Source organism: Pseudoalteromonas sp. NFXS53 (genome assembly GCF_056629255.1).
This window is the reverse complement of the sequence record NZ_JBWVBR010000018.1, coordinates 86,636-111,487: the sequence shown is the minus strand read 5'-3', so window position 1 is coordinate 111,487 and position 24,852 is coordinate 86,636. Positions and strand designations below refer to the sequence as shown.

24 protein-coding genes are annotated in these 24,852 nt (G+C 43.7%); 10 read left to right on the top strand and 14 right to left on the bottom strand.

Going from position 1 to position 24,852, the window contains the following annotated elements:
- Positions 1-281: 281 nt before the first annotated feature.
- Positions 282-824 carry a gamma carbonic anhydrase family protein gene (locus AC1HJP_RS17460; protein ID WP_404392478.1) on the top strand — a complete coding sequence of 181 codons (543 nt, stop codon included), beginning with the start codon at positions 282-284 and terminating at the stop codon, positions 822-824.
- On the opposite strand, the gene AC1HJP_RS17455 is transcribed toward AC1HJP_RS17460, so the two are convergent.
- Positions 807-1,046 carry a DUF1488 family protein gene (locus AC1HJP_RS17455; protein WP_480362856.1) on the bottom strand — a complete coding sequence of 80 codons (240 nt, stop codon included), beginning with the start codon at positions 1,044-1,046 and terminating at the stop codon, positions 807-809. The two genes, AC1HJP_RS17460 and AC1HJP_RS17455, sit on opposite strands and share 18 nt — an antisense overlap.
- Position 1,047: 1 nt before the next feature.
- Positions 1,048-1,866: a shikimate dehydrogenase gene (aroE, locus tag AC1HJP_RS17450; RefSeq protein WP_480362855.1), complete on the bottom strand. Its 819-nt coding sequence runs from the start codon at positions 1,864-1,866 to the stop codon at positions 1,048-1,050.
- 23 nt (positions 1,867-1,889) lie between these two features.
- Here aroE and AC1HJP_RS17445 point away from each other — a divergent pair, with 23 nt between their 5' ends.
- Positions 1,890-2,348 carry a group II truncated hemoglobin gene (locus AC1HJP_RS17445; protein ID WP_480362854.1) on the top strand — a complete coding sequence of 153 codons (459 nt, stop codon included), beginning with the start codon at positions 1,890-1,892 and terminating at the stop codon, positions 2,346-2,348.
- 101 nt (positions 2,349-2,449) lie between these two features.
- Positions 2,450-4,060: a methyl-accepting chemotaxis protein gene (locus AC1HJP_RS17440; RefSeq protein WP_480362853.1), complete on the top strand. Its 1,611-nt coding sequence runs from the start codon at positions 2,450-2,452 to the stop codon at positions 4,058-4,060.
- Between the two features lie 73 nt (positions 4,061-4,133).
- Here the strand turns inward: AC1HJP_RS17440 and hemF are convergent, their stop codons facing one another.
- The 6 genes from hemF to AC1HJP_RS17410 form a co-directional block, all read right to left on the bottom strand.
- The gene (gene hemF, locus AC1HJP_RS17435; protein ID WP_480362852.1) at positions 4,134-5,048 is read right to left on the bottom strand and encodes an oxygen-dependent coproporphyrinogen oxidase; all 915 of its coding nucleotides are present in this window, start codon (positions 5,046-5,048) and stop codon (positions 4,134-4,136) included.
- A 2-nt stretch (positions 5,049-5,050) separates the two neighbouring features.
- The gene (gene tsaC, locus AC1HJP_RS17430) at positions 5,051-5,620 is read right to left on the bottom strand and encodes an L-threonylcarbamoyladenylate synthase type 1 TsaC (RefSeq protein WP_480362851.1); all 570 of its coding nucleotides are present in this window, start codon (positions 5,618-5,620) and stop codon (positions 5,051-5,053) included.
- Positions 5,620-6,186, bottom strand: a complete 567-nt coding sequence (locus AC1HJP_RS17425) for a DNA topoisomerase family protein (protein ID WP_138561436.1) — start codon at positions 6,184-6,186, stop codon at positions 5,620-5,622. Before AC1HJP_RS17425 ends, tsaC begins: the two co-directional genes overlap by 1 nt.
- 89 nt (positions 6,187-6,275) lie before the next feature.
- Positions 6,276-6,749 (bottom strand): DUF494 family protein, encoded by a 474-nt coding sequence (locus AC1HJP_RS17420; RefSeq protein ID WP_058028302.1) that lies wholly within the window; start codon positions 6,747-6,749, stop codon positions 6,276-6,278.
- Between the two features lie 2 nt (positions 6,750-6,751).
- A complete protein-coding gene (dprA, locus tag AC1HJP_RS17415) occupies positions 6,752-7,849 on the bottom strand; it encodes a DNA-processing protein DprA (protein ID WP_480362850.1) in 1,098 nt (365 codons plus the stop codon).
- Between the two features lie 40 nt (positions 7,850-7,889).
- Positions 7,890-9,011 carry a LysM peptidoglycan-binding domain-containing protein gene (locus AC1HJP_RS17410; RefSeq protein ID WP_480362849.1) on the bottom strand — a complete coding sequence of 374 codons (1,122 nt, stop codon included), beginning with the start codon at positions 9,009-9,011 and terminating at the stop codon, positions 7,890-7,892.
- Positions 9,012-9,129: 118 nt separating this feature from the next.
- Here AC1HJP_RS17410 and def point away from each other — a divergent pair, with 118 nt between their 5' ends.
- From def to trkA, 4 genes are read left to right on the top strand one after another with little or no spacing between them, the layout of a single operon-like run.
- Complete coding sequence (gene def / locus AC1HJP_RS17405; protein WP_138483195.1) at positions 9,130-9,639, top strand: peptide deformylase; 510 nt, start codon at positions 9,130-9,132, stop codon at positions 9,637-9,639.
- A 27-nt stretch (positions 9,640-9,666) separates the two neighbouring features.
- A complete protein-coding gene (gene fmt, locus AC1HJP_RS17400; protein ID WP_480362848.1) occupies positions 9,667-10,611 on the top strand; it encodes a methionyl-tRNA formyltransferase in 945 nt (314 codons plus the stop codon).
- Complete coding sequence (gene rsmB / locus AC1HJP_RS17395; protein ID WP_480362847.1) at positions 10,611-11,894, top strand: 16S rRNA (cytosine(967)-C(5))-methyltransferase RsmB; 1,284 nt, start codon at positions 10,611-10,613, stop codon at positions 11,892-11,894. The genes fmt and rsmB overlap by 1 nt, the downstream gene beginning before the upstream one ends.
- A gap of 11 nt (positions 11,895-11,905) precedes the next feature.
- Entirely contained in the window at positions 11,906-13,282 is a 1,377-nt protein-coding gene (trkA, locus tag AC1HJP_RS17390; protein WP_058028293.1) for a Trk system potassium transporter TrkA, read from the top strand.
- A gap of 15 nt (positions 13,283-13,297) precedes the next feature.
- Here the strand turns inward: trkA and AC1HJP_RS17385 are convergent, their stop codons facing one another.
- The 5 genes from AC1HJP_RS17385 to AC1HJP_RS17365 all read right to left on the bottom strand — a co-directional run bounded on the left by AC1HJP_RS17385 (position 13,298) and on the right by AC1HJP_RS17365 (position 19,865).
- A complete protein-coding gene (locus tag AC1HJP_RS17385) occupies positions 13,298-13,987 on the bottom strand; it encodes a flagellar brake domain-containing protein (protein WP_480362846.1) in 690 nt (229 codons plus the stop codon).
- 128 nt (positions 13,988-14,115) lie between these two features.
- Complete coding sequence (locus tag AC1HJP_RS17380) at positions 14,116-15,567, bottom strand: TrkH family potassium uptake protein (protein ID WP_058028291.1); 1,452 nt, start codon at positions 15,565-15,567, stop codon at positions 14,116-14,118.
- A 52-nt stretch (positions 15,568-15,619) separates the two neighbouring features.
- A complete protein-coding gene (locus tag AC1HJP_RS17375) occupies positions 15,620-16,234 on the bottom strand; it encodes a YigZ family protein (protein WP_480362845.1) in 615 nt (204 codons plus the stop codon).
- A gap of 330 nt (positions 16,235-16,564) precedes the next feature.
- Positions 16,565-17,887 (bottom strand): Xaa-Pro dipeptidase, encoded by a 1,323-nt coding sequence (gene pepQ, locus AC1HJP_RS17370; RefSeq protein WP_480362844.1) that lies wholly within the window; start codon positions 17,885-17,887, stop codon positions 16,565-16,567.
- A 91-nt stretch (positions 17,888-17,978) separates the two neighbouring features.
- A complete protein-coding gene (locus AC1HJP_RS17365; protein ID WP_480362843.1) occupies positions 17,979-19,865 on the bottom strand; it encodes a lytic transglycosylase domain-containing protein in 1,887 nt (628 codons plus the stop codon).
- Positions 19,866-20,226: 361 nt separating this feature from the next.
- Here AC1HJP_RS17365 and fadB point away from each other — a divergent pair, with 361 nt between their 5' ends.
- The 3 genes from fadB (at position 20,227) to tusA (ending at position 24,065) form a co-directional block, all read left to right on the top strand.
- Positions 20,227-22,389 (top strand): fatty acid oxidation complex subunit alpha FadB, encoded by a 2,163-nt coding sequence (gene fadB, locus AC1HJP_RS17360; protein WP_480362842.1) that lies wholly within the window; start codon positions 20,227-20,229, stop codon positions 22,387-22,389.
- A gap of 7 nt (positions 22,390-22,396) precedes the next feature.
- Positions 22,397-23,563, top strand: a complete 1,167-nt coding sequence (gene fadA / locus AC1HJP_RS17355; RefSeq protein ID WP_480362858.1) for an acetyl-CoA C-acyltransferase FadA — start codon at positions 22,397-22,399, stop codon at positions 23,561-23,563.
- A gap of 262 nt (positions 23,564-23,825) precedes the next feature.
- Positions 23,826-24,065 carry a sulfurtransferase TusA gene (tusA, locus tag AC1HJP_RS17350; protein WP_138561454.1) on the top strand — a complete coding sequence of 80 codons (240 nt, stop codon included), beginning with the start codon at positions 23,826-23,828 and terminating at the stop codon, positions 24,063-24,065.
- A gap of 34 nt (positions 24,066-24,099) precedes the next feature.
- On the opposite strand, the gene AC1HJP_RS17345 is transcribed toward tusA, so the two are convergent.
- The gene (locus AC1HJP_RS17345; RefSeq protein ID WP_480362841.1) at positions 24,100-24,540 is read right to left on the bottom strand and encodes an early set domain-containing protein; all 441 of its coding nucleotides are present in this window, start codon (positions 24,538-24,540) and stop codon (positions 24,100-24,102) included.
- Positions 24,541-24,852 lie beyond the last annotated feature (312 nt).

The window sequence follows — 24,852 nt, the reverse complement described above, 5'->3', positions numbered from 1 at the left end:
ATCGTTTTGATTTGCTTTTCAGCGTCTCGCCCCGTGTCAGTGGGGTCGCATTATAGGGAGAGCAGAAAATTACGCAAGCCCTTTTTTAAAGAAAAATGCAAAAAACTGACTGTTCGCGTGTATTTTGAACGAAACGCCTATTTTTGGTACTTTAACGCTGTAATTTTGGTCACTTCTGAGTGTTAACTGCTATTTTTAAGCAATGGTAAATTGCTCGCTTTGACTCTAAACTAATTACAAAGCATAAATAACATCTCAATAAAACTCGGGGCTCTACACAAATGATAAGAAGTTATAAAGGGATCTATCCTAAATTAGAAAAATCCGTCTATGTTGATGAATCAGCCGTTTTAGTCGGTGATATCACTATTGGTGAAGATAGTAGCGTCTGGCCTCTAGTTGCAGCGCGAGGAGATGTTAACTATATACAGATCGGTGAGCGCACTAATATACAAGATGGTAGCGTACTTCATTTAACGCGAAAGAGCGCCAACAATCCTGATGGTTACCCGCTTATTATCGGTGATGATGTGACTGTGGGTCATAAAGTAATGCTACATGGGTGTAAGCTTGGTAACCGTATATTAGTAGGCATGGGTGCTATCGTGATGGACAATGCTATTGTCGAAGATGATGTCATCATCGGTGGCGGTGCATTAGTGCCGCCTAATAAGAAACTTGAATCAGGCTATTTATATGTAGGTAGCCCGGTGAAACAAGCTCGTCCGTTAACTGATTCAGAGTTAGCCTTCTTGAAAATATCAGCGCTCAATTATGTTGAGTTGAAAGATGATTACCTAGCAGAGTCAGACTCGGCTAAGTAATACTTCCCCTTCTGCTGAGTAGCTTTCTTCTTCGATAAGCTCCTCAGCTTGCATTTCATAATCAAATTGATGTTTGGCAAAGTGGGCAAGCGCTGTCACCTCTTCGCCTGCAAATGCAACAAAGCAACGAATGATTAAACCAGAATTCATCGCTGTGAACTCTATTCTTTGCTGAGTCGCATTAAAACTCGCATCATCATTAAATAAGATTGCTTGATTCATGTTAGCCCTTAGCAAATGTATTTATTACCGGTGTTAATTCAGGCATATCGCCTTGCCAAAGATAGTATGCTTCTGCTGCCTGCCCTATTAGCATACCAATTCCATCTACTAACTTGGTATTTGAGTTAATAGACTCGACCCATTTCAAGAAGCTAGTTTGCTCATTGCTATAAAACATATCGTAGGCAAGGTGACATTGTGTAAAAACAGCCTCCGATATATTTGGAAGTTCACCGGTCACACTCGATGATGTCGAGTTAATCACCACTTGATAAGTCGAATCGGACACCTCGTCTAAGCCAACACCTTTCACATGACCATAAGCAGAAAACTGCTCGGCCAATATCTCAGCTTTCTCTTTGGTGCGATTCGCAATGGTGATGTCTTTCACCCCTGCTTGCAATAAAGGATAAATACACCCTCTTGCTGCACCACCGGCACCTATAAGCAAAACAGATGCACCATCTAGTTTGCATTCATTACGAATTAAGTCTGCCACTAACCCAGCGCCATCGGTGTTATCACCAAGTAATCGACCATCATCTAACTTCTTAATGGTATTCACAGCTCCCGCTAACTGTGCTCTTTCTGTGAGTTCATCCACCAGCTCAAATGCACGCTCTTTAAAAGGCAAGGTGACATTGGCTCCCTCGCCCGCTTCGTTTGTAAAAAAGTCTTGTGTGAATGCTTCAAATTCATCTAATGGCGACAGCAAAGCTTGATAATCTATTTGCGTTGAAAACTGCTCTGCAAATTGCCTATGGATCTGTGGCGATTTAGAATGTTTTATCGGATTACCAAATACCGCGAATTTACCCATTAAATAAGCCCAGTGAATAGTTTATGAAGCAGCTAATTAAACGCATCTTCAACAAAGATGCAAGTAAAGAACAAGAGAGTAATATGCACGAGACCCCTACAGTGGAAAAATCACCTTATGAAATTTTAGGTGGTGAGGACGGTGTTAAAGCCTTAGCGAATCGATTTTACGATGTAATGGCAGAAGAAGAATACGCAAAACCACTATATGACATGCACCCACAACCTTTAGATAGAATTCGCTTAGTCTTTTTCGAATTTCTATCTGGTTGGTTAGGTGGCCCAGACCTGTTTGTTGAGAAATACGGGCACCCTATGCTGCGAAAACGCCATATGCCTTTTTCGATAGATAAAGACTTAAGAGATCAGTGGATGTTTTGCATGAATAAAGCACTCGAAATCGAGGTGGATAATCCGTTACTAAGAGTGGGACTAAGAAAATCTTTCGAGCAATTAGCTACACACATGATAAATAAGGACTAAACTATTAATCAATTGTTAAATTAGCTGTGGCTCATTTGCGCTGAATCAAGCCTCCTTATCTCTAAAAGCTGCATAATGGAATAACATATGAGTGAGATTGAATGATTACTGTGAAATCGATACAACATAAAATTTATGCACTTTTAGCGATAACGGGCGTACTTGTGCTCATTGCCAGTATTTGGAGTAGCTCAGATCAGCAACAAAAACTTGCTCAAGAGACCGTTGCAGAGAATATCAAATTATTAGCTGATAACTACTTTGACTCAATTAATACCATGATGCTGACAGGCACTATGGCCAACCGCGAAATACTCAGCGAGAAGCTACGTGCACACCCTAGTATTGAAGATGCCCATATCATTCGTAGCGAACAAATCAATAAACTTTATGGACCAGGTAATTCAAATCAGGCGCCAACTACTGGTGCTGAGCGTGATGCACTAAGAGGTAAAGAAACATTAGTCATAGAACAACGCGATGATATGCGTGTGATGACATTTCTTAGACCTATGATCGCCAGCAGTGACTATAAAGGCACGAACTGTTTGGGCTGCCACATGGCAAAAGAAGGCGATGTATTAGGGGTTGTTCGCATCAGTTATTCATTAGAAGACATAGATAACACGGTAACCAGTAATACTTGGTTAAGTACAGGCTTACTGTCGGCCATTTTTATCTCGGCCTTTGTCATTTTAGGCATGCTATTTAGAAAACTATTCATTGTACGTCTGAAAACTCTTGGTCGCACCATGCGCCTTGCTACACAGAACAAAGATTTAAGTCTGCGTATTGATGATGATATTGACGATGAGCTTGGCCGTTTAGCGACGAACTTCAATAAAATGATGACCGCGTTTAAAGACAATATGGCGCAAGTCTCCCACTCTTCTCATGTGCTTATTCGCTCGGCAGAGAGTATTTACAACTCAGCAGATACCACAGAGCAAGCTATTTTGGCGCAAAAGCAAGGCACAGATTCAGTTGCCGCTGCGATTAATGAATTAGAGAGTTCATCAAGCGAAGTCAAAAACACCACGCACTTTGCCTCAGAGAAGTCGGATTCAAGTAATCACCTAGCAGAAGATAGTATGGCCGTTGCAGAGCATACAGAAGCAAGTATTAATCAACTTGCGCAGGATGTTCGTCAAGCCGCTGAGCAAGTAAGTCAACTACAAAATCAAACCCTTGAAGTGGGTAAGGTACTTGAAGTGATCAGCAGTATTGCCGAGCAAACGAACCTGCTTGCACTTAACGCAGCAATCGAAGCGGCACGAGCAGGTGAAGCGGGTAGAGGCTTTGCAGTGGTTGCCGATGAAGTAAGAACGCTAGCAACCCGTACTCATGACTCTACAGATGAAATAAAGCGCACCATTGAAAAACTGCAAAGCGAAGCAGCGCAAACTGTTCAGGCGATGAGTGCTTCTTGTGAAGAAGCAGACGATAGAGCCTTGCAAGTGAAAAAAGTCGCACAGGCACTAAAAGATATTTCAAATCAGATGCATGAAATTAATGACTTAAACGTACAAATCGCCGACGCCACAGAGCAGCAAAACTTGGCAGCAGAAGAAATTAATCACAGTGTCATTGGTATTCGTGATAATGCGGAAGAATCTTTAAAAGATGCGCACCGCAGTAAACAAGTCAGTGAAGAACTTCTGACTCTCGCGCGCTCTTTGGATGAGCAAGTGCGCAGCTTTAAAGTCGATTAATAAAACCTTCTTTATACAAAAACGGCGCTCAATTGAGCGCCGTTTTTTATGGTCTGCTATTCAAGCTCTGAAGTTAAAGACTTAACCAGTCTCTTGGCTTTAAGTAAGATTCATATAAATTGGCTTCTAATGAACCGGCTTCTGGTGTGAAGTCATATTCCCAACGCGCTAATGGTGGCATAGACATTAAAATTGACTCTGTACGACCCCCTGTTTGTAAGCCAAACAAGGTACCTCGGTCCCACACTAGGTTAAATTCAACATAGCGACCACGACGATAAAGCTGGAATTGACGCTGTGCATCATTAGTTGGCGTGTCTTTACGTTTTTCAATGATTGGTAAGTAGGCATCTAAGAACCCATTGCCCACCGCTTGCATAAAGTCGAAGCTCTTCTCAAACCCCCACTCATTGAGATCATCAAAGAACAGACCACCTACGCCGCGGGTTTCACCACGGTGTTTTAAATAAAAATATTCGTCACACCACTTTTTATAATCGTTATAAACAGTGTCACCAAATGGATCACACAAGTCTTTTGCGACTTGGTGCCAATGCTTTACGTCTTCTAACACAGGATAAAAAGGTGTTAAATCAAAACCACCACCAAACCACCAAATGGGTGCTTCTCCTTCTTTTTCAGCAATGAAAAAGCGCACGTTGGCATGACTCGTAGGAATATGAGGGTTTTTAGGGTGAATAACCAAAGACACACCACATGCATGGAAACTGCGACCTGCTAACTCTGGGCGATGAGCTGTTGCCGAAGCGGGCATTGACGCACCAAATACGTGAGAGAAGTTAACACCCCCCTGCTCGATTACGTCACCATCACGAATTACACGTGTACGACCACCGCCGCCTTCCGCTCTTTCCCACGCATCTTCAACAAATTTCGCCTTACCATCAGCTTGTTCTAGGCCTGCACAAATTGTTTCTTGTAATTGTAATAAGAAGGCTTTGACTGTTTCTAAATTTACTTTTGACATGCTTACTCTCTAATTAGCTGTGTGGTAAAGGCATCTTTAATTTGACTTGGTTTGGTCTCACCACCAAGTGCCCCTTCAACATAAAAGTCGATTTGATCGTTAAATACCGCTTTTACTTTGTCTAGTGTTGCTTCTGGTTGTTGCCCTGCAATGTTTGCACTGGTCGACACCAGCGGCTTACCAAATTGCTGACAAAGCTGCTTCACCACCGGGTGTGCACTAACGCGTACCGCGATTGTTGAATGAGCACCGGTTAACCACTTAGGGGTTGAAGACTTAGCAGGCAAAGCCCAAGTAATGGCAGCTGGCCACGAAGAAAAAATCTCAGCGCGTTTATCCATAGGAATTTTGCTTTCATCGACATAAGGTAAAAGCTGAGCAAAGTTATCGGCAATTAAAATCAGCCCTTTCTCTTCTTCTCTTTGCTTTAATGCCAAAATGCGCTGCACGGCACTGTGATCATCAGGATCACAGCCAAGACCATATACAGCTTCTGTTGGATAACAAATTACGCCACCAGCACGCAATACAGCTTCAGGCGTATCTTTGCTGGTTTGTTGTTCATGGCTCACTATGATTTCTCTACTTTATGTTGGCAGGATTTCTGCGGGCATTGTAACACAGCTTTATCGCCACGAGATTTCTCAACCATCACTCCCCAACCACATTGCGGGCAAGTCTCATCGACGGGATGTTGATTCAAACTGTACTTACAACTTGGGTAGGCATCACATGAGTAGAATTGTTTACCGAATTTATTGTTACGAACAACGAGCTTGCCCTTTTTACATTTAGGGCAGTTTGGTAACCCTTCTTCTTCGGGTTCGTCTTCATGCACAATAAAATGGCAGGCAGGGTATCCGGTGCATCCAATAAACATACCGTAGCGACCGTTACGAATAACTAATGGTTCACCGCACTCAGGGCAAGGAGAATCGTCGAGTACTTTAATGTCGTGATTATCATGCTGGGCGAGAGAACGAATATAATCACACTTAGGATAACTGGCACAACCTAAGAAGGGCCCATTTTTGCTGTGCTTCATCACCAGCTCTGAGCCACATTTAGGACAAATTTCATATTCCTTTTCTAATGCATGTTTATCAGCATTAAATAAAGAATGATCAATCTTACTCATACATGTCACCCTCTTAGCTCAGTTTGAATTGCGCCTAATATAACCGTGCTAAAGTTAGGGTCAAGTATTGTGCATCAATAAAAGTACGTCTAGTGCAAATACTCCGTGGGCTCATCGAAGATCAGATCTTCCATTTGCGCATAGGCTTGCTCTTTACCTGGCACATTAAAGAGCACCATTAAGATCACCCACTTTAAGTCATCTAGACTGATCTCAGCCTTTTCAAGGGCCATTAATCGGTCGATGACCATTTCACGTGTTGTGCTATCAATCACACCAACTTGCTCAACAAACATTAAAAAGCCACGGCTTTCAACATCCAGAAGTTGGCACTCTTCTTCGGTATAAATACGAATGGCTTTATCGGCCGTCGCATTTAGGTAAGGTATTTCATCGCTATGTTGTAAATCTGCTAATTGCTCCAGCCAATCCAAGGCTTTGTAAATCTCATCTTGATTAAAACCAGCACGTAATAGCTCGTCAGTTAATTCGTTTTGTTCAACAAAAATATCCGATTCAGAATGGATATAGTTTTCAAATAAGTACATTAAAATATCAAACATGATTAACCCCTCGCTAATTTTATGTAGCCTTCCGCAGTGCGGGCGACTTTATCTTCGAGTTCGAGATCCAGCAGTCGTGCTAATACTTTCTCTACTGGCCATTGAGTCCTATGGGTTATGACGTCGACACTGGCCGCTTCAAAACCAAGACTCTTCAATACTGGGCAATTCTCCTTACTATCTTCTATTGGGGCATTTTCTGCCCTTTCTATATTATATAGACCGTTATTTGGCAAAAAGCTCACATCTTCTAAAATATCGGCCACGCTTTCTACTAACTTTGCCCCTTGTTTTATCAAGTGATGACACCCAGCCGCGAGGGGATTTCTGATAGAACCCGGTATCGCAAACACCTCTCTATTTTGCTCAAGCGCATATTTTGCTGTGACTAAAGAGCCGCTTTTTATCTCTGCTTCAACAATTAAGGTGCCTAGCGACAACCCCGAAATAATCCTGTTTCGCCTTGGAAAATGATGTTGATTTGCCACAGTACCCGGCAGAAACTCACTGATAACGAGCCCTTGCTCAGCCAATTGCTGATATAAATAGTTATGTCGCTTTGGATAGACCACATCGACACCTGTGCCTAATACTGCAATGGTATTACCATTTCCAGCGAGCGCCCCTTTATGCGCAGCCCCATCAATGCCCATGGCCATACCTGAGGTGACCGTTATACTTGAACGTGTTAACTGATAGGCAAACTCGGAGGCACACTCCAACCCAGGTGGTGTTGCGTTACGACTCCCCACTATGGCAATTTGCGGCTCATTAAGTAATGTAATATTACCTTTGCAGAAAAGTATTAAAGGCGCATGACAGGTTTGCTTAAGTAATTTTGGATAAGCTTCATGCTCGGTATGAATAATTTGAATATTTTGTTGTTCACAAAAATGCTGGAGTTGTTCTATACGCTTTAAATCGGGATTGGCTATTTGCTCTGCGATGGCGGGTTTAATGCCGAGCGCTATGAGTTCATCATGGGGTGAGTCGAATAACTCAACAAGATCTATTTTGCTTTCTATGGCTGAGAGCGTTGCACTGCCCAGCCCTTTGGTTAAATACAGTATCAATCCTTGTAACTGTGAAAGTGTTGCCATACTCCCTCCTTAGAGCATCTTTTCATTTATAAGCTTTCACTTAATTGGCGCTAATGGTATCTCCCACTCTGATTGGTTGTTGAGAGCGAGTCACCATCGCATAGCTAATATTATCGTAAACTTTAAATACCATCAGCTCACCGACTTTTTCTTTTGGCATAGTCCACACCACACTGTCTTCATCGTTTTCAGTACCAAACATTTCTCTAAAGCCAGTAATAAACTTTTCTAGCTTGTTGGCGTCTTCAACGTAACGTGGGCCATGTTCGCCTTCAATAACTGTAGGTGACTGCTTGTTAATATCAAGGATATGACCTTCTTTAAGGTTGTCGTCACGGCCACGATTCAATACCACAATGGCAGTAGAACCAAACTCACGCATTTGGTTGTCGCTTGAAATAATCGAGCCATCGATGGCTTCAGTAGGACGCGTCATACTAAACTGTGCAGAAAAGCTTTGTCCGACATTAATCGGCATCAATACATCATTGGTTTTAATTTCTTGGCGAACGGTTTCAATTTCTACTTTTGCCGGATGGCCCGCTTCAATATCACCACCAAATAATACTCGAGCCGTCCCCACTAAACGCGATTCATACGCTAAGGTGTCACCATTCTCAGGATCTATGTAAGCCTCACCACGGCGATAAATGCCATAGTTTGCAGATGGATTCAGATTACCCTTTACATACAACAACTGACCTTGGGTGTTACGCAGTACGTTGCGGTTTGACCCCAATACAATTGGCTTGCCATCTAGATCATCGGCACCAATAGCTTGGTCGAAGCGCAAAAACGGCTCTATCATGGCTAAAGGTAGTGTCGGAATAGCGGTGTTTTTTTGCACCACAACTCGTGTACGAGGAGAAAGCTTCTTCACCCCTTTCTTTAACACTAGACGCGGGTTACCTTGGGCATCGTATTGCAACGCCAAAACATCGCCTGGATAAATTAAATCAGGATCGTCAATTTGCGGGTTCCATTGCCACAATTCAGGCCAACGCCAAGGCGTGTTCAGATACATGGTCGAAATGTCCCACAAGGTGTCGCCTTTTTTCACCACATATTGTTGTGGCGCATCGGCTTTCAACTTTAAAACATCAGCCATGGCCGAAAATTGAGCGCCAACAGAGAGCATTAACGCAGCAATGGAATATTTCATCAAAGCTTCCTTGAGTTATTTTTCGATATTATCAACCAAAACCTGTAAAAGGGAAACGTGAATGGCTAAAATGAAAGCATACACGAATGCATATATAGCTCAATAGTAAAAGGTAACCATGGCTAAGTTAGAAGTATTAAGATTCCCAGATGAGCGTTTACGCACAGTTGCAGAGCCTGTGGCTGAAGTAAACGACGAGATCCGTCAAATCGTTAAAGATATGCTTGAAACCATGTACGACGAAAATGGCATTGGTTTAGCAGCTACTCAAGTTGATATTCACAAGCGTATTGTGGTGATCGATGTATCAGAAGAAGGCAATGAGCCACTGGTATTAATCAACCCTGAGATCATCGCGAAAGACGGCTCTACTATCAGCGAAGAAGGCTGTTTATCAGTGCCTCAGTCATACGCAAAAGTTGACCGCGCAGAGCAAGTCACAGTAAAAGCGTTAAATGAGAACGGTGAAGAGTACACCTATGAAGCCGATGGCCTACTGGCGATTTGTACTCAGCACGAACTTGATCACCTAATGGGTAAATTATTTATTGATTACCTATCGCCACTTAAGCGCCAGCGTATTCGCAAGAAACTTGAAAAAGAAGCACGCTTAGCGGCTCGTTCTTAATTTAACCTGACAACATTGGAATATTCTGTGACTCAACCATTACGTATTGTTTTCGCTGGTACGCCTGATTTTGCTGCGCGCCACCTTCAAGCACTTATCGATTCAGAACACCAAGTTGTTGGTGTGTATAGCCAACCAGACCGCCCTGCGGGTCGCGGTAAAAAACTCAAAGCCAGTGAGGTTAAAACCTTAGCGCTTGAGCATGATTTACCCGTTTACCAGCCTGAATCATTTAAAAGTGAAGAAGCACAGCAAGAATTAGCCAGCCTAAACGCCGATGTAATGGTTGTTGTTGCTTATGGCCTATTGTTACCTAAAGTGGTGTTAGACACACCTCGCCTTGGCTGCGTTAACGTGCATGGCTCTATTTTGCCGCGCTGGCGTGGTGCCGCACCAATTCAGCGTGCACTTTGGGCGGGTGATGCCGAAACAGGCGTGACCATTATGCAAATGGATGAAGGCTTAGATACAGGCGATATGCTGCATATTGCGACTTGCCCGATTACCGCTGAAGACACAAGCGCCAGCCTTTATACCAAGCTTGCCGAGCTTGGGCCACCAGCGCTCATTGAAACGCTAAACAGCATGGCAGCAGGCACTGCGGTTGCAGAGCCTCAAGATGATAACCTTGCGAACTATGCCAAGAAGCTCAGCAAAGAAGAAGCTGATATTGACTGGCAAATGGATGCTGCACAACTAGAGCGTAACATTCGTGCTTTTAATCCTTGGCCAGTATGTTTTACCCAAATGCAAGAAAACACCGTGAAGATTTGGCAAGCTGATGTTGTTGAACAAAGTGGCGAGGCGGGAACAGTATTACATGCCGACAAACAAGGTATCGTGATCGCGTGCGGTGAAAATGCACTACGTATCACGCAACTACAGCCGCAAGGTAAAAAACCTATGTCTGCACAGGACTTCTTAAACGGTCGTGCTGAGTGGGTCGCCGCTGGTAATAAGGTGGGTCAATAATGACCAATGTGCGCGCCCTTGCGGCGCAAACCCTATTTCAGGTTGTCGATAAAGGCCAATCGCTGAATACACAGCTTCCGCTTGCTGCAAAAAACTTATCGCCAAAAGACAAAGCACTATTACAACAAATTTGTTATGGCGTTTTACGCTACTTACCAAGTTTAGAAAATTACTGCCAGCAACTGCTAGAAAAGCCGCTTAAAGGTAAAAACCGTGTTTTCCAATTTTTACTTTATGTAGGTATCTATCAGTTACAACATATGCGTGTGCCTGAGCATGCTGCCGTTGCCGAAACAGTAAATGCATTGATGCAAATGCGCGCCGGTGGCCTTAAAGGTTTGGTCAATGCAGTACTGCGTAACTTCCAACGCCAGCAAGATACTTTAGAAGAAAGCAGCCAAGGTAATGATGTTTTAACATTCAACCACCCAGGCTGGTTTATTAAAGCCGTTAAAGAAGCTTACCCTGAGCAGTGGCAAGATATTCTTGAGCAAAACCAATTACAAGCCCCTATGTGGCTGCGTGTTAACCAGCACATGGGCAGCACAGAAGAATACTTAGAAGCACTTGATGAAGCGGGTATTCGCGCCGAGCACTACCCAGAATATCAAGACGCCATCATCTTAGATAAAGCCTGTGATGTGGCCAAGCTACCAGGGTTTAAACAAGGTGCCAGTTCGGTGCAAGATGCTGCAGCCCAGCTCGCTGCTCGTTTACTTGAGCCACAAGATGACGAACGCATTTTAGATGCCTGTGCAGCACCTGGCGGTAAAACCTGTCATATTTTAGAGCTTGCCAAGGCACACGTTGATGCACTAGATGCCGACAGTGACCGCTTACTTCGCGTTGAGCAAAATCTTGATCGTATTGGCCTTGAAGCAAACTGTATTCATGCCGATGCCAGTCAGCCAGATAACTGGTGGGACGGTCAGCAATACGATCGCATCTTACTCGATGTGCCCTGTTCGGCCACGGGTGTAATTCGTCGTCATCCTGATATTAAATGGCTTCGTAGAAAAACTGACATTGACGATCTTGCCGAACTGCAAGGCCAGATCCTGAAAAACATTTGGCCACTGTTAAAGTCTGGTGGTACGTTACTGTATGCAACTTGCTCAGTACTACCAAAAGAAAACAAACAGCAAGTCGCACAGTTTTTAGCTGACAACAGCGACGCCATTCACCAGCCTCTTCATGAGAGTGACACACCTGAAGCACCCGGCTTACAGTTGTTACCTGGTTTAACCGATGGCTTTTATTACGCAAAAATAATTAAAAAGTAATTAATCACACTATGAAGATCATCATTTTAGGCGCCGGACAAGTTGGCGGCACCCTAGCAGAAAACCTTGTAGGTGAACAAAACGAAATCACCGTAGTTGATATCGACGGCGATCGTTTACGAGAGCTTCAAGATAAATATGACTTGCAAGGGGTTGCTGGTCACAGCGCACACCCAGATGTACTTCGCCAAGCGGGTGCTGAAGATGCCGATATGATCATCGCGGTGACCAGTTCGGATGAAGTTAATATGGTTGCTTGTCAGGTCGCCTACAGTATCTTCAATACACCAACAAAAATTGCTCGGATCCGCTCTGAGCAATATTTGAAGTATCGTGAGAAGCTATTCCATAACGACGACTTACCCGTAGACCACTACATTGCGCCAGAGCAGTTGGTGACCAAATACATTCGTCGCTTGATTGATTACCCCGGCGCATTACAAGTACTGCAGTTTGGTGATGGCATGCTGTCACTGGTTGCTGTAAAAGCGTATTACGGTGGTCTGCTAGTGGGCTATGCGCTGTCAGCACTGAAAGAGCATATTCCAAACGTAGATACTCGCGTGGCGGCGATTTACCGCCAAGGTAAAGCCATTAAGCCTCTGGGTACCACGGTTATTGAAGCTGATGATGAAATCTTCTTCCTTGCCGCAACCAAACACATTCGCGCGGTAATGAATGAGCTACAAAAACTCGAGCAATCTTATAAAAAGATCATGATTGCCGGTGGTGGTAATATCGGTGCGGGCCTTGCGCGTTCGCTTGAGAAGAACCACAGCGTGAAACTGATCGAACGTAATCAAGCGCGTGCCACTGAGCTTTCAGAAATGCTCGACAATACCGTCGTGTTCTGTGGAGACGCCTCAGATCAAGAGCTGCTTTCTGAAGAGCATATTGAACAAGTCGACGTGTTCATCGCAGTCACCAATGATGATGAAGCCAATATCATGGCTGCCATGTTGGCAAAGCGTATGGGCGCACAGAAAACCATGGTACTGATCCAGCGTGGTGCTTATGTTGACTTGGTCCAAGGTGGTGAGATTGATATTGCTATCTCACCTCAACAAGCAACTATATCTGCACTACTCACCCATGTTCGTCGTGGTGATATCGTCAACGTATATTCATTACGTAAAGGGGCTGCAGAAGCCATAGAAGCGGTTGCGCACGGTGATGAAAATACCTCAAAAGTAGTTGGCCGTGCTATCAGCGATATTAAGCTGCCTGTCGGTACTACCATTGGTGCCATTGTGCGTAATGATGAAGTGCTGATTGCTCATGATGACACTGTGATTATGTCTGGCGACCATGTCATCATGTTCTTAATCGATAAAAAGCAAATTGGTGTAGTCGAAAAGCTATTCCAAGTAAGCGCGCTATTCGTTTAGGTTCAACCCATCGCGTTAGTCTTTTTGATCGGCTTGTAACACTGACAGGTCGATCAAATACTCTTTCATTATGGCTTCCATAAAAGTCTGATCGTTCTTCAATTTTATACCCAACATTACCAGACCTTCTTTTTGTTTCACTCGGCAAATCTCACCATTGAGTTTAAATTGCTGGTTTTGTTTTCCTTCAAGTAAAATTTCACAGTCTTGTTCTTTTAAATCAGCATTAGGACAGACATCATCACTGTGCAAATCAAACTGAAGACCCGACAAAGAAATATCCTTTATCACGCCAACCTCAGAGTGGTCACTGGTATTAAATACTGCTGGGATTAAAGTCGGAATACGCACTTGTTCACGGAGCTGATAGCTTTGCACAGCACGGGGCAGAAATAAAAAGATAAGTTTAGTCGGGTGTGTTGTAACGGCTTTAATCATACTTTTAAATGCAATGATTTGCCCATCACCTTGCTCGAGTACAGCGCGAACCACCACGTATGTGCCCTCTTTGACATAATCAAGTGCTGCACCTAAACGCTGTGTAGACGGGCAATTCAAAATGATATATTGCCCCGACATATAACCGACAAATTCCGTTTTTAAGCGTTTTGAGCCTGCCGGCATGATCACTTCAATATCTACCGTGCTCCCTGTTGGCAGCTGAGAAATAATAGATACATCTACACTGGTTTGCGACTTTAACATCTTTGACCTTTTACAACTTGCAGTCAGTACAAGTGTCCCTTTTATTTTTGTTATTCCTGTTTATATCGGCCGTCTACCAAAGACTTTAATCTGCTGACCTAAATTTTTCGTTAAGCCTTAAGACTAGCCTAGCCACGCCAAAATGTCGGTGTAAATAACACCAGTAGTGTGAATATTTCTAAACGACCAAATACCATAGCTAACGTTAAGATCCATTTTGCTGAATCGGTAATGTCGCCATAATGTGCAGCCACATCGCCTAATCCCGGACCTAAGTTATTTAAACATGCCGCTGTCGCTGAGAATGCAGTAATGTTGTCCATGCCAGTACCTAGTAATGCAATCATGATGATCACGAACACTAGGGCATAAGCTGAGAAAAAGCCCCATACTGCTTCAACGACTTTGTCTGGCAGCGCTTTGCGACCTAATTTAATAGAGTAAATAGCACGTGGGTGAACCAAACGATTTAGCTCTCGCACACCTTGAAGATACAGTAAGAACACGCGTACCACCTTCATGCCACCACCAGTCGAGCCCGCACAGCCACCAATAAAGCTTGAGAAGATAAGTAAGATAGGTAAAAACAGAGGCCAAGCCGAGAAATTATCTGTCGCAAAGCCTGCGGTCGTACTGATAGAAACTGCTTGGAACAAAGCCTGATCTAAGGTTTCATCTCCATCGGCATACACTTGATTTGACGATAAAACAGCAAAGCAAATGACGACCAAAGCAAGCTGTATAAATAAGAACACTTTGAATTCTGGATCGCGTAAGTACACTCGTACATTACGACTCGAGACCGCCGCGTAATGCAGTGAGAAGTTCACGGCAGCAATGATCAAAAACACCACACAAATGAGGTTAATTAAAGGGCTGTCAAAGTAACCCATGGATGCGTCATACGTCGAGAAGCCACCAATCGCAATCGTTGAGAAAGCATGACATAACGCATCGAAAAAGTTCATGCCCGCCAACCAATATGCCAAAGTACAGGCTAACGTTAACGCCACATAAATATACCAAAGGTGCTTAGCCGTATCGGCGATCCGAGGTGTCATTTTCGAGTCTTTCACAGGCCCCGGCGTTTCTGCACGATATAACTGCATGCCACCGACACCTAGCATGGGCAAGACCGCAACCGCTAATACGATGATACCCATGCCCCCTAACCACTGCAGTTGCTGACGGTAGAACAATACCGACTTAGGCAAGGTTTCAATGCCCGTTAAAACAGTTGCACCGGTTGTGGTTAAACCTGAAAACGCTTCAAATACAGAATCTGCCAAAGAGAGGTTGGGTGTTTGTAAGAAGATAAGCGGTAAGGATGCGAACGACCCCAGTACCAGCCAAAATAACACTACTATCAAGAAGCCTTCTCTGGCTTTCAAATCTCCTTTTTGATGGCGGTTAGGATAATACGCCAACATACCCATGATGATACTGAACACAAATGCCAGTACGAATGGTACACCCCCACCATCTTTATAAATCAGCGAAACCAGTGCAGGCGGCACCATTGTGATACTAAATAAGGCCACCAGCTGGCCAAGAATTTTTATTATGGTACGAAATTGCATGCTGCGTTACGCTTCAAAAATAAGAATGACAGAGTGTTATTACTTGATTGTCTTACTCTTTACAGACTAACTCAACCACTCCATGGGTTAAATCAAAAATTTCTTGCTGTGCTTGTTCAACTTGTCGACTATCAATACTGATTTGCCAATTCACCGCTGAGTCATAGCTTTTATCCAGCTGCAAAATAGTGAAATGGGTATTTAAATACTGCTCGATAACTCCCTGCAGCGCATAATCAGAGCGCCCTACCAGCTCAGTTGCAGGCACTTTCAACGTGGTTTTTAATACCTCAATGGCATTATTTAGCGTACCGCCATAAGCACGCACTAAACCGCCCGTGCCCAGCTTAATGCCGCCAAAATAACGGGTTGTCACTGCGGTTATTTCACCAAGCCCAGAGCCGATAAGCACATTCAACATAGGTTTACCTGCAGTGCCATTGGGTTCGCCATCATCCGAAAAACCATAAACATGACTGCCCCCAGGCGCCCCTGCAACATGTGCCCAACAGTTATGCCTGGCATCTGGGTAGTCATCGTTTATCTTCTGGATAAAGGCTTTCGCGGACTCAATGGTTGGCGTATGCGCAATATGCACTAAAAAAGTGCTCTTCTTAATTTCTTCGTGATGACTGATGGATTCGCTCGGAATATAGAATTCTGACATAAAGTTGGGGGTCCAGTATTTATACCAATACTCAATAATACTTAATCATTTTGAGGGATTAAAGCTGCCGCTAACCGCGTTAAAAATTTCTCATTTAGAATAACTAAATAGCAAAATTTTCGCCTTGCCTACATGGAAGTAGGTACCTCAGCGATAGCAGGACGCGTGAGCGGCGTTATCGACAAGCTTTCCTTGCCTCAAAATAGATCACTTAATTAAGAGGATTGGTATTAGATTCTTTAATAAAAAACGGGAAGCAACTGCTTCCCGTTAGTGTAACGAATTTCGTTTCAATGCGTCGACTTAATCCTGCCAACCCCAGAAAAACAATTAGTCTAGGTCTAAATCACGTGTCATATTTTCTAGGCGATCTTCATGCACAATGATGTTGTCTTCGATGCGAATACCACCATATGGCTTGAATGCGTCAACCTTTTCCCAATTAATATATTGGTTGTTATCCGTCTTCGCTAAATCACCGAGTAATGAATCAATGAAGTATAAACCTGGCTCGATAGTGAACACTTGGTTTGCTTCAATCTTGCGTGTGCAACGTAAGAATGGATGACCTTCAGGTGGCGCTTGGTGTGTACCCGCTTCATCTGCCATGAAACCACCCATGTCATGCACTTGCAGACCTAAATGATGACCTAAACCATGTGGGAAGAATGTTGAAGTAATGCCTTTAGCCACAATGTCATCAGCCGCAAGGTTTACGATCTTAAAGTCAGCCAAGGTTTGTGCAATACGCTGATGACAATCAATATGTAACTCACCATATAGTTTGCCCGGTTGTAAACCTTTGCCTAACTCAATTTGGTGATCGTTCAGAACTTTAATTAGCTCAGCAAACTCACCCTTCCTTTCAAAATCGTAACTACGGGTAATATCAGCGGCGTAACCGTTAAAGTTTGCGCCAGCATCAATCAAGAAAGATAGATGCTTAGCAGGGGCTTTACGGTCAAAATGCGTGTAGTGCAAAATTGCACAGTTTTCATTCAGTGCAACAATGTTGCCGTACGGCGTGTCATTTTCCATGTGTTGCGTAGCGTTTAGGTAAGCTTGTTGAATAGCAAACTCTGAACCGCCAGCATAAAACGTATCACGTGCAGCTTTATGACCTAACACAGCTAAACGGTTTGCTTCACGTAAACAAGTCAGTTCATATTGCGTTTTGTAAGCACGGTGGAAATGCAAATAGTTCATCACAGTTTCTGGGTTTACATTGTTAAAACCTAATGCCTGTGCCACTTCTAAATACTCACCAATGTAAGCAAACTTTTCTTTATCGTATGGCAGATATTTCTCTACCTGATCCGGCTGTAATAATAGCTGGATATCAAAATACTCAGCCCAGAAATCATTCGGCTCATCAGGCACTTTATGCCAGAAATCGACCGGACGATAAAAAATGAGTTTAGGCTTATCTTCGCCGTTTACTACAATCCAACAATGTGGATTATCGATCACAGGTAACCAAGCTTTGAACTGAGGGTTCACCTTAAACGGATAATACATGTCATCTAAAAACTGGCGCTTTGCTTGTCCAGAGTGGATCACTAAGCCATCTAAGCCTTCTCGCTCAATAATGGTTTTGGTGCGCTGCTGCAATGTTGCAATATGCTCAGCGTATAAATGTGCTAATTGTTCCATGGTGTACCCATTTCGTTTGGTTTTTCATTTTGCCAGTTTAGCATAAGGCCTGAAACGCAATCCAGCCAACACGCTGGATTGCCAGCTTCACTTACTTTTCTATTTTCATATCCAAGATTGGGGCCAATATATTGCCTTCACGACCTAACTTTGTGTGATAGACCTGACGATATGCCATCACATTTTTCACATAGTTTCGGGTTTCTTTAAATGGAATGAGCTCTATCCAAAGCTCAGCAGGCATGCCTTGCTCAGGTAGCCAACGCTTAATTCGATGATACCCAGCGTTATAAGAAGCCGTTGCCAAAATCTCATTACCGCCATTTTTTTTCTTTAGATACTCTAAGTAATCGGTACCTAAACGAATATTGGTGGCCGGTTTATATAGCTGGCGTTTAGATACTTTTCGTTTGCTAACATATCTAGCCGTACTCGGTAATAATTGCATTAAACCATGGGCATTAGCATGAGACACTGCGTCTGGTGCAAATGAGCTTTCTCGGCGAGCAATTGCAATACTCCAGGCTACATCTACATGGTTTCGTTCACTATAACGGGTGAATAAGTCTTCAAACGCCATGGGGAATCTTAAATCTACATAGTTCCATGCTTTAATTTGCGCGAGTGTACGAATGGTACTGTCATACCATTCTAGGTCAGCTGCCAATAAAGAAGCTGCCAACTTTTCTGCATCACTCGAAGTATTGGTCAAATAGTTCCACTCCCTTCTGGCCGAAGTAAAACGACTTAATTCGAGAAGAGCTTTCGCTCTTAAAAAGCCCGGCGCCTGAGACACCTTATCAATAATAGGTTGAGGTACATCGAGGGTTTGATTGTTCAACGACACTGGCATATTCAAACGTGCCGCAGCTAAAAAGCCATAATAATCACGCTTTAATGCAATAGGCTGCCATAACTGTTGTGCTCTTTCTGGCTCACCACGCTGATTATAACTATAAGCAAGCCAGTATTGTTGGCCATTACTTAAGTTCTTCATCCCCGTAAATAAAGCCACAATCCCCGCCCAATCTTGCTCTTTGAGCATGTTGGCCATCATCCATTGGCGAAGTTTCGTATCTTGTAATTCTTCAGGTACTTTGTTCAACCAAAAGCGTGCATCATCATGCCCTTTTGATGCCAAAGCCAATGCAAAGCGATACGCTACCGCATCTTTTTGTGATTGGCTGAATGTAAACATGCCTTGCAGCTTATCCCATGCTCTTAAAGCAAGCTTTTGATCTCGCCAAATGAGGCGCTTCACACCATAAACCGCAATTTCAGCTTCTTTACTAGAGCGCTTCTTATAACGGTATAGACCCGCAGAGGCACTTGGGTCACGCCTGACTGCTTTATATAAATCAGCTAAGTAAGCTTCTTTTTTAGGGAGCAACGTTTTTAAGTAAGGCAACAACGCAACTTGCCCGCCCTGTGCCGCTTTAGTGATACGCTGCCAGACCAAGGTTTGAGTCATACGCCCGTCTTTACGCCAAATTCTAAATAACTTATCGCACGCTTTAGGCTGAGACTTACCGACCGTCCAAAGTGCATCGACTTGGTCAAGCAGCTGTGCTTTCGGTGCACCTAAATCAATCTGATACTGTAAATAGCGGCAGTGTAATTCGGCATTGCTGGTGGGCTGGTAATACTCAACAAAGAGCGCTTTTTTTCCACGACGCTGCAAATACTCTAGCCAGCTCTTGCGTACTGGCCACTCTAACGGCGTGTTATCGTAGACACTTAAATAATGGCTGATGTCTTGCTGGTATTTAAGACGAGGGTAACGTTTATAAAACGCCAGCTCGGCATAAGGTTTGAGCGGATGATCTAAGTCGTTGATCGCCACTTTAAACGCTTTGTAGTTTCCCGAGCGTGCAATTTTTTCTGCATCTTTAAATGCTTGATGATCATTGCTCGCAGAAGAAAACCAGCTAAATGCGCCAAGACTGGTAGCGGCAATGGTCATGATCCAAGATTTCATAATGACCTTTACACTTTAAATTTTAAATTAATGAATGAGATAAGTATTAATGCATTCATCTTGCCTAAGCTTGGCTATCTCTAAGATGAATAAATGTACTCTTTGACTTTAAAGCTATACTCAAACAGCAAACTAAAAATACATACGTGCCTAAACACCAGTAAGCTTACCTAAGCCAAGGATGAACGGTCTTAAAATATTCAGACTCAATCGTCACTCCACCACCTTAGCAGCTCAACTGCAAATTTTTAAGGCAGGCGTAAACCTGGGGTAAATTTTTCATTGCAATTTTAATTTAAAGGGTCCAAACTGAGTAAATTAACAACTCATCGTACCAGTGTAATAGCACGGGAGAACAAGCATGTTATACAAGAGCGAGTCCTTTGTAGTTGATTTTTACAAAGGCAATATCGCTGAGTTTAAGTTCTGTATGCCAGGTTCGGTAAACAAACTTTCTCAGCAAACCCTACAAGAATGTGGCAAAGCATTTGCCGAACTTAGCCAACGCGATGATATCGCGGCGATGGTTTTCACCAGTGACAAAGACCATTTCATCATCGGCGCCGACATTTTTGAATTCTTACCGACTTTCCAACGCCCAGAAGAAGAACTAGTTGGTTGGATCAAGTCAGCAACAGATATTTTCGATGCCATCGAAGACCTTCCGTTCCCAACTGCCTCTGCTATTGATGGCCTTGCACTTGGCGGTGGGTGTGAATGGCTACTTGCAACGGATTACCGTATCGCAAGTCAAAACGCAAAAATCGGCCTACCAGAAGTTAAATTAGGGATCATGCCTGGTTTCGGTGGTACGGTTCGATTACCACGTATTATCGGTGCTGATAATGCCATGACGTGGATCACCACAGGTAAAGAAAACCGTGCAGCAGACGCATTGAAAGTCGGTGCTGTAGACGGTGTGGTTGCAAAAGACAAATTAGTTGAAGCAGCAGTAAAAACTCTTGAGCAAGCTGTTGCTGGCAAACTTGATTGGCGTGCAAAACGTCAGCTAAAACTTGACCCACTTAAACTAAACCGCGTTGAGCAAGGCATGAGCTTCGCAATGGCTGAAGGCCTAGTGGTAGGTAAAACCAAAGGTCACTACCCTGCACCTGTGATGGCTGTAAGAACAATTAAAGCCGCTGCAAATGCAACACGCGATGAAGCCATGGCAATTGAAAATGCCAACTTCGCAAAGCTAGCGAAAACTGCAGAAGCAGCCGCGCAAACGGGTATTTTCTTAGCTGACCAATACATTAAAGGTGTTGCCAAGAAACAAGCGAAACAATCTTCTACAGAGATTAAACAAGCAGCTGTACTAGGTGCAGGTATCATGGGTGGCGGTATCGCTTACCAATCTGCTTACAAAGGCACACCGATTGTCATGAAAGACATCAACCAAGCGGCCCTTGATCTAGGCATGAATGAAGCAGCAACCCTACTTGGTAAAAAAGTAGAACGCGGTCACATGAAACTAGACAAGATGGTTGGCACGCTAGGTAAGATCAAACCAACACTGAATGATGCTGATTTAGCGGGCTCTGACATTGTGGTTGAAGCGGTTGTTGAACATCCACAAGTTAAGAAAACAGTACTTGCAGGGCTTGAAAAGCAATTACCTGAAGGCACAATTTTAACCTCAAACACGTCAACAATCCGCATTGATGAACTGGCTGAAGCGCTAGAAAAACCAGAACACTTCTGTGGTATGCACTTCTTCAACCCAGTGCCAAAAATGCCGCTTGTTGAGATCATCCGTGGTGAAAAGACTTCAGATGAAACAGTTGCAGCCGTGGTTGATTACGCACTAAAACTTGGCAAGTCACCTATCGTTGTAAACGACTGCCCGGGTTTCTTCGTTAACCGTGTACTTTTCCCTTACTTTGCAGGTTTCAGCAAACTCGTTGTTGAAGGCGCTGATTTTACTAAAGTAGATAAAGTCATGGAAAACGTATTTGGTTGGCCTATGGGTCCGGCATACCTACTAGACGTTGTCGGTATCGATACAGCAAACCATTGTACGGGTGTGATGGCCGATGGCTTCCCTACTCGCATGGCTCGCCAAGATAAAGATCCGGTTGCGGTACTTGCTAATGCTGAGCGTTTTGGTCAAAAGAACCAAAAAGGTTTCTACCAATATGCACCAGATCGTCGCGGTCGCCTTAAGAAGAGCAAAGACGCTGACGCAGTTGCACTACTAAGCAGCATTTGTGATGCGGCAACTGAGTTTGATAAACAAACCATCATTGAGCGTTGTATGGTGCCAATGATCAACGAAGTCCTACTTTGCTTACAAGAAGGCATTGTCGCTTCTCCACAAGAAGCAGATATGGCGCTTATCTATGGTATTGGTTTCCCTCCATTCAGAGGCGGTGCATTCCGTTACCTAGATCAAATTGGCCTAGCTAACTTTGTTGCTATGGCTGACAAGTACGCACATCTAGGTGAAATTTACCAAGTATCAGAACAGACGCGTCAATGGGCGACTGAAGGTAAAGTATTCTATGCCGTGGAGGGCCAATAACATGACTATGCAAAATGCAGTAATCGTTGATTGTCTTCGTACGCCAATGGGCCGCTCTAAAAGCGGTGTATTCAAACACCGTCGCGCAGAAGACTTAAGTGCACACCTAATGAAAGGTATTCTTGAGCGTAACCCACAAGTTGATCCTGCAAGCATCGACGACATCTATTGGGGTTGCGTTCAACAAACGCTTGAGCAAGGCTTCAACGTGGCGCGTAATGCGGCACTGCTTGCTGGTATTCCTCACACAGTGCCAGCAGTTACCGTAAACCGTTTATGTGGCTCATCAATGCAAGCTCTGCATGATGCAGCACGCGCAATCATGACAGGTGCTGGTGACACTTATCTTATCGGTGGTGTTGAGCACATGGGTCACGTACCTATGACACACGGTGTTGATTTCCACCCTGGCTTATCAACTTCAGTGGCACAAGCTGCAGGTTCAATGGGTTTAACTGCTGAGTACCTTGCAACGATTCATGGTATCAGCCGTGAGCAACAAGATGCGTTCGCGGTACGTTCACACCAACGTGCACATGCTGCGACTGTTGAAGGTCGTTTCGCTCGTGAGATTTTACCAACTGAAGGTCACGATGATGATGGCGTGCCAGTATTAGTAGAAAACGACGAAGTAATTCGTCCAGAGACAACACTTGAAGGCTTATCGCAACTTCGCCCTGTGTTTAACCCAGCGTCAGGCACGGTAACTGCGGGTACTTCATCAGCACTGTCAGATGGCGCATCTGTGATGCTCGTAATGAGCGAAGAGAAAGCCAAAGCACTAGGCTTACCAATTCGTGCACGTGTTAAGTCAATGGCGGTTGCAGGTTGCGATCCATCAATCATGGGTTACGGTCCGGTTCCTGCAAGTAAGAAAGCACTTAAGCAAGCAGGTATCACGATTGATGATATTGATGTAGCTGAGCTTAACGAAGCATTTGCTGCACAATCTCTACCTGTATTGAAAGACCTTGGCCTACTTGAAGTGGCTGACGAGAAAGTGAATCTAAATGGTGGTGCGATTGCCCTAGGGCACCCACTGGGTTGTTCGGGTTCACGTATCAGTACGTCACTTATCCACTTGATGGAAGACAAAGGTGCAAAATATGGTTTAGCCACCATGTGCATTGGTTTAGGCCAAGGCATCGCAACGGTGTTTGAGCGCGTAGAATAAGCCCATAACAGCTCACTTGCTGAGTGAGCTGTTACAACGCTTGCGCTCATTTCTCTTGTCGAGAAATTATTCAAAACGCAAAACTCAACTTGGTGAACCAGTATTTCAGTCATGAATGCTGGTACAAAGGCAAAGTGTGAAAACGCTTTGCCTTTTTTCGTTATAGGTGTGAAGCTTAAATTAGTCGCTTGCAATGGTTTATTTGTCATCGCGCAGTGGGTAAAATATTCGCCCTATTTTTAGCTTGTATAAGAGAGTCACCATGCCATTTTCTAATCCCGATCATACATTAGATGCTATCGGTCTTCGTTGTCCTGAGCCTGTGATGATGGTGCGTGGTGCGGTGAGAAAAATGTCTGATGGTGAAACGTTATTAATTATCGCTGATGACCCATCAACCACCCGTGATATTCCAAGCTTCTGTGAATTTATGGACCATACATTGGTTGCCAAAGAAGTTGAACAAGCACCTTTCCGTTACCTAATAAAAAAGGGCAAATAAGCCCTTTTTTTGTAAAGCATTTGTTCGCTTTAACTTATCCTTTACTCACCATGACCATAGGCGATGCCGAGTTTCGATAATCAAAGGTAATGGTGTACCAGCCCTTTTTACTCGGTGCAAAACTAAAGTAGTTATATACCGTGTCACAGTTCGCTAGTATTGGTTTATTTAATTGCAGTGAGCCTGACGACTGATAACCACAGTTAAAACCTTTACTCCAAGACTCATCGGCAATTTTAAATTCATACACCTTGCCTGGTGTCATAAACTTTGCGCGTACTGTGTAAATGCCCGGCTGTTGTGCACCCAGTTTATAGTGAGGCTCTGCATCCCATAAGGTGAAGTCACCGCGAAGGTACATGTCTCTATCGAGGGGTTTTACATTAGGCTGAATAATTTCTTGGCCTGGAACATATACCTGACTCGAACACGCAGAAAGTAATAAAGCCATTAACGCTGCGGATAGTTTTTTCATACTTTTAATTTCCTCTCAGCCATTTTGCTCAGCTTTATTCTGAGCTTTTCTAATTGCTATTCATTAGAATCTAAACAACTGTAAAAGTGCGAAGTATTGTGTAAAAGAATTATACCGCTCCGCAATAATACTTAATCATTTTGAGGGGCTAAACCTCTCGCTAGCGGCGTTAAAAACTTCTTATTTAGAAAAACTAAATCACAAAATTTTTGCCTTGCTATCGATGAGCTTTTGCTGCCTCAAAATAGCTCATTTAATTAAGCGGATCGGTATTTAACCTCTAACAATAAATGACAAAAAGCCAACCGCTGA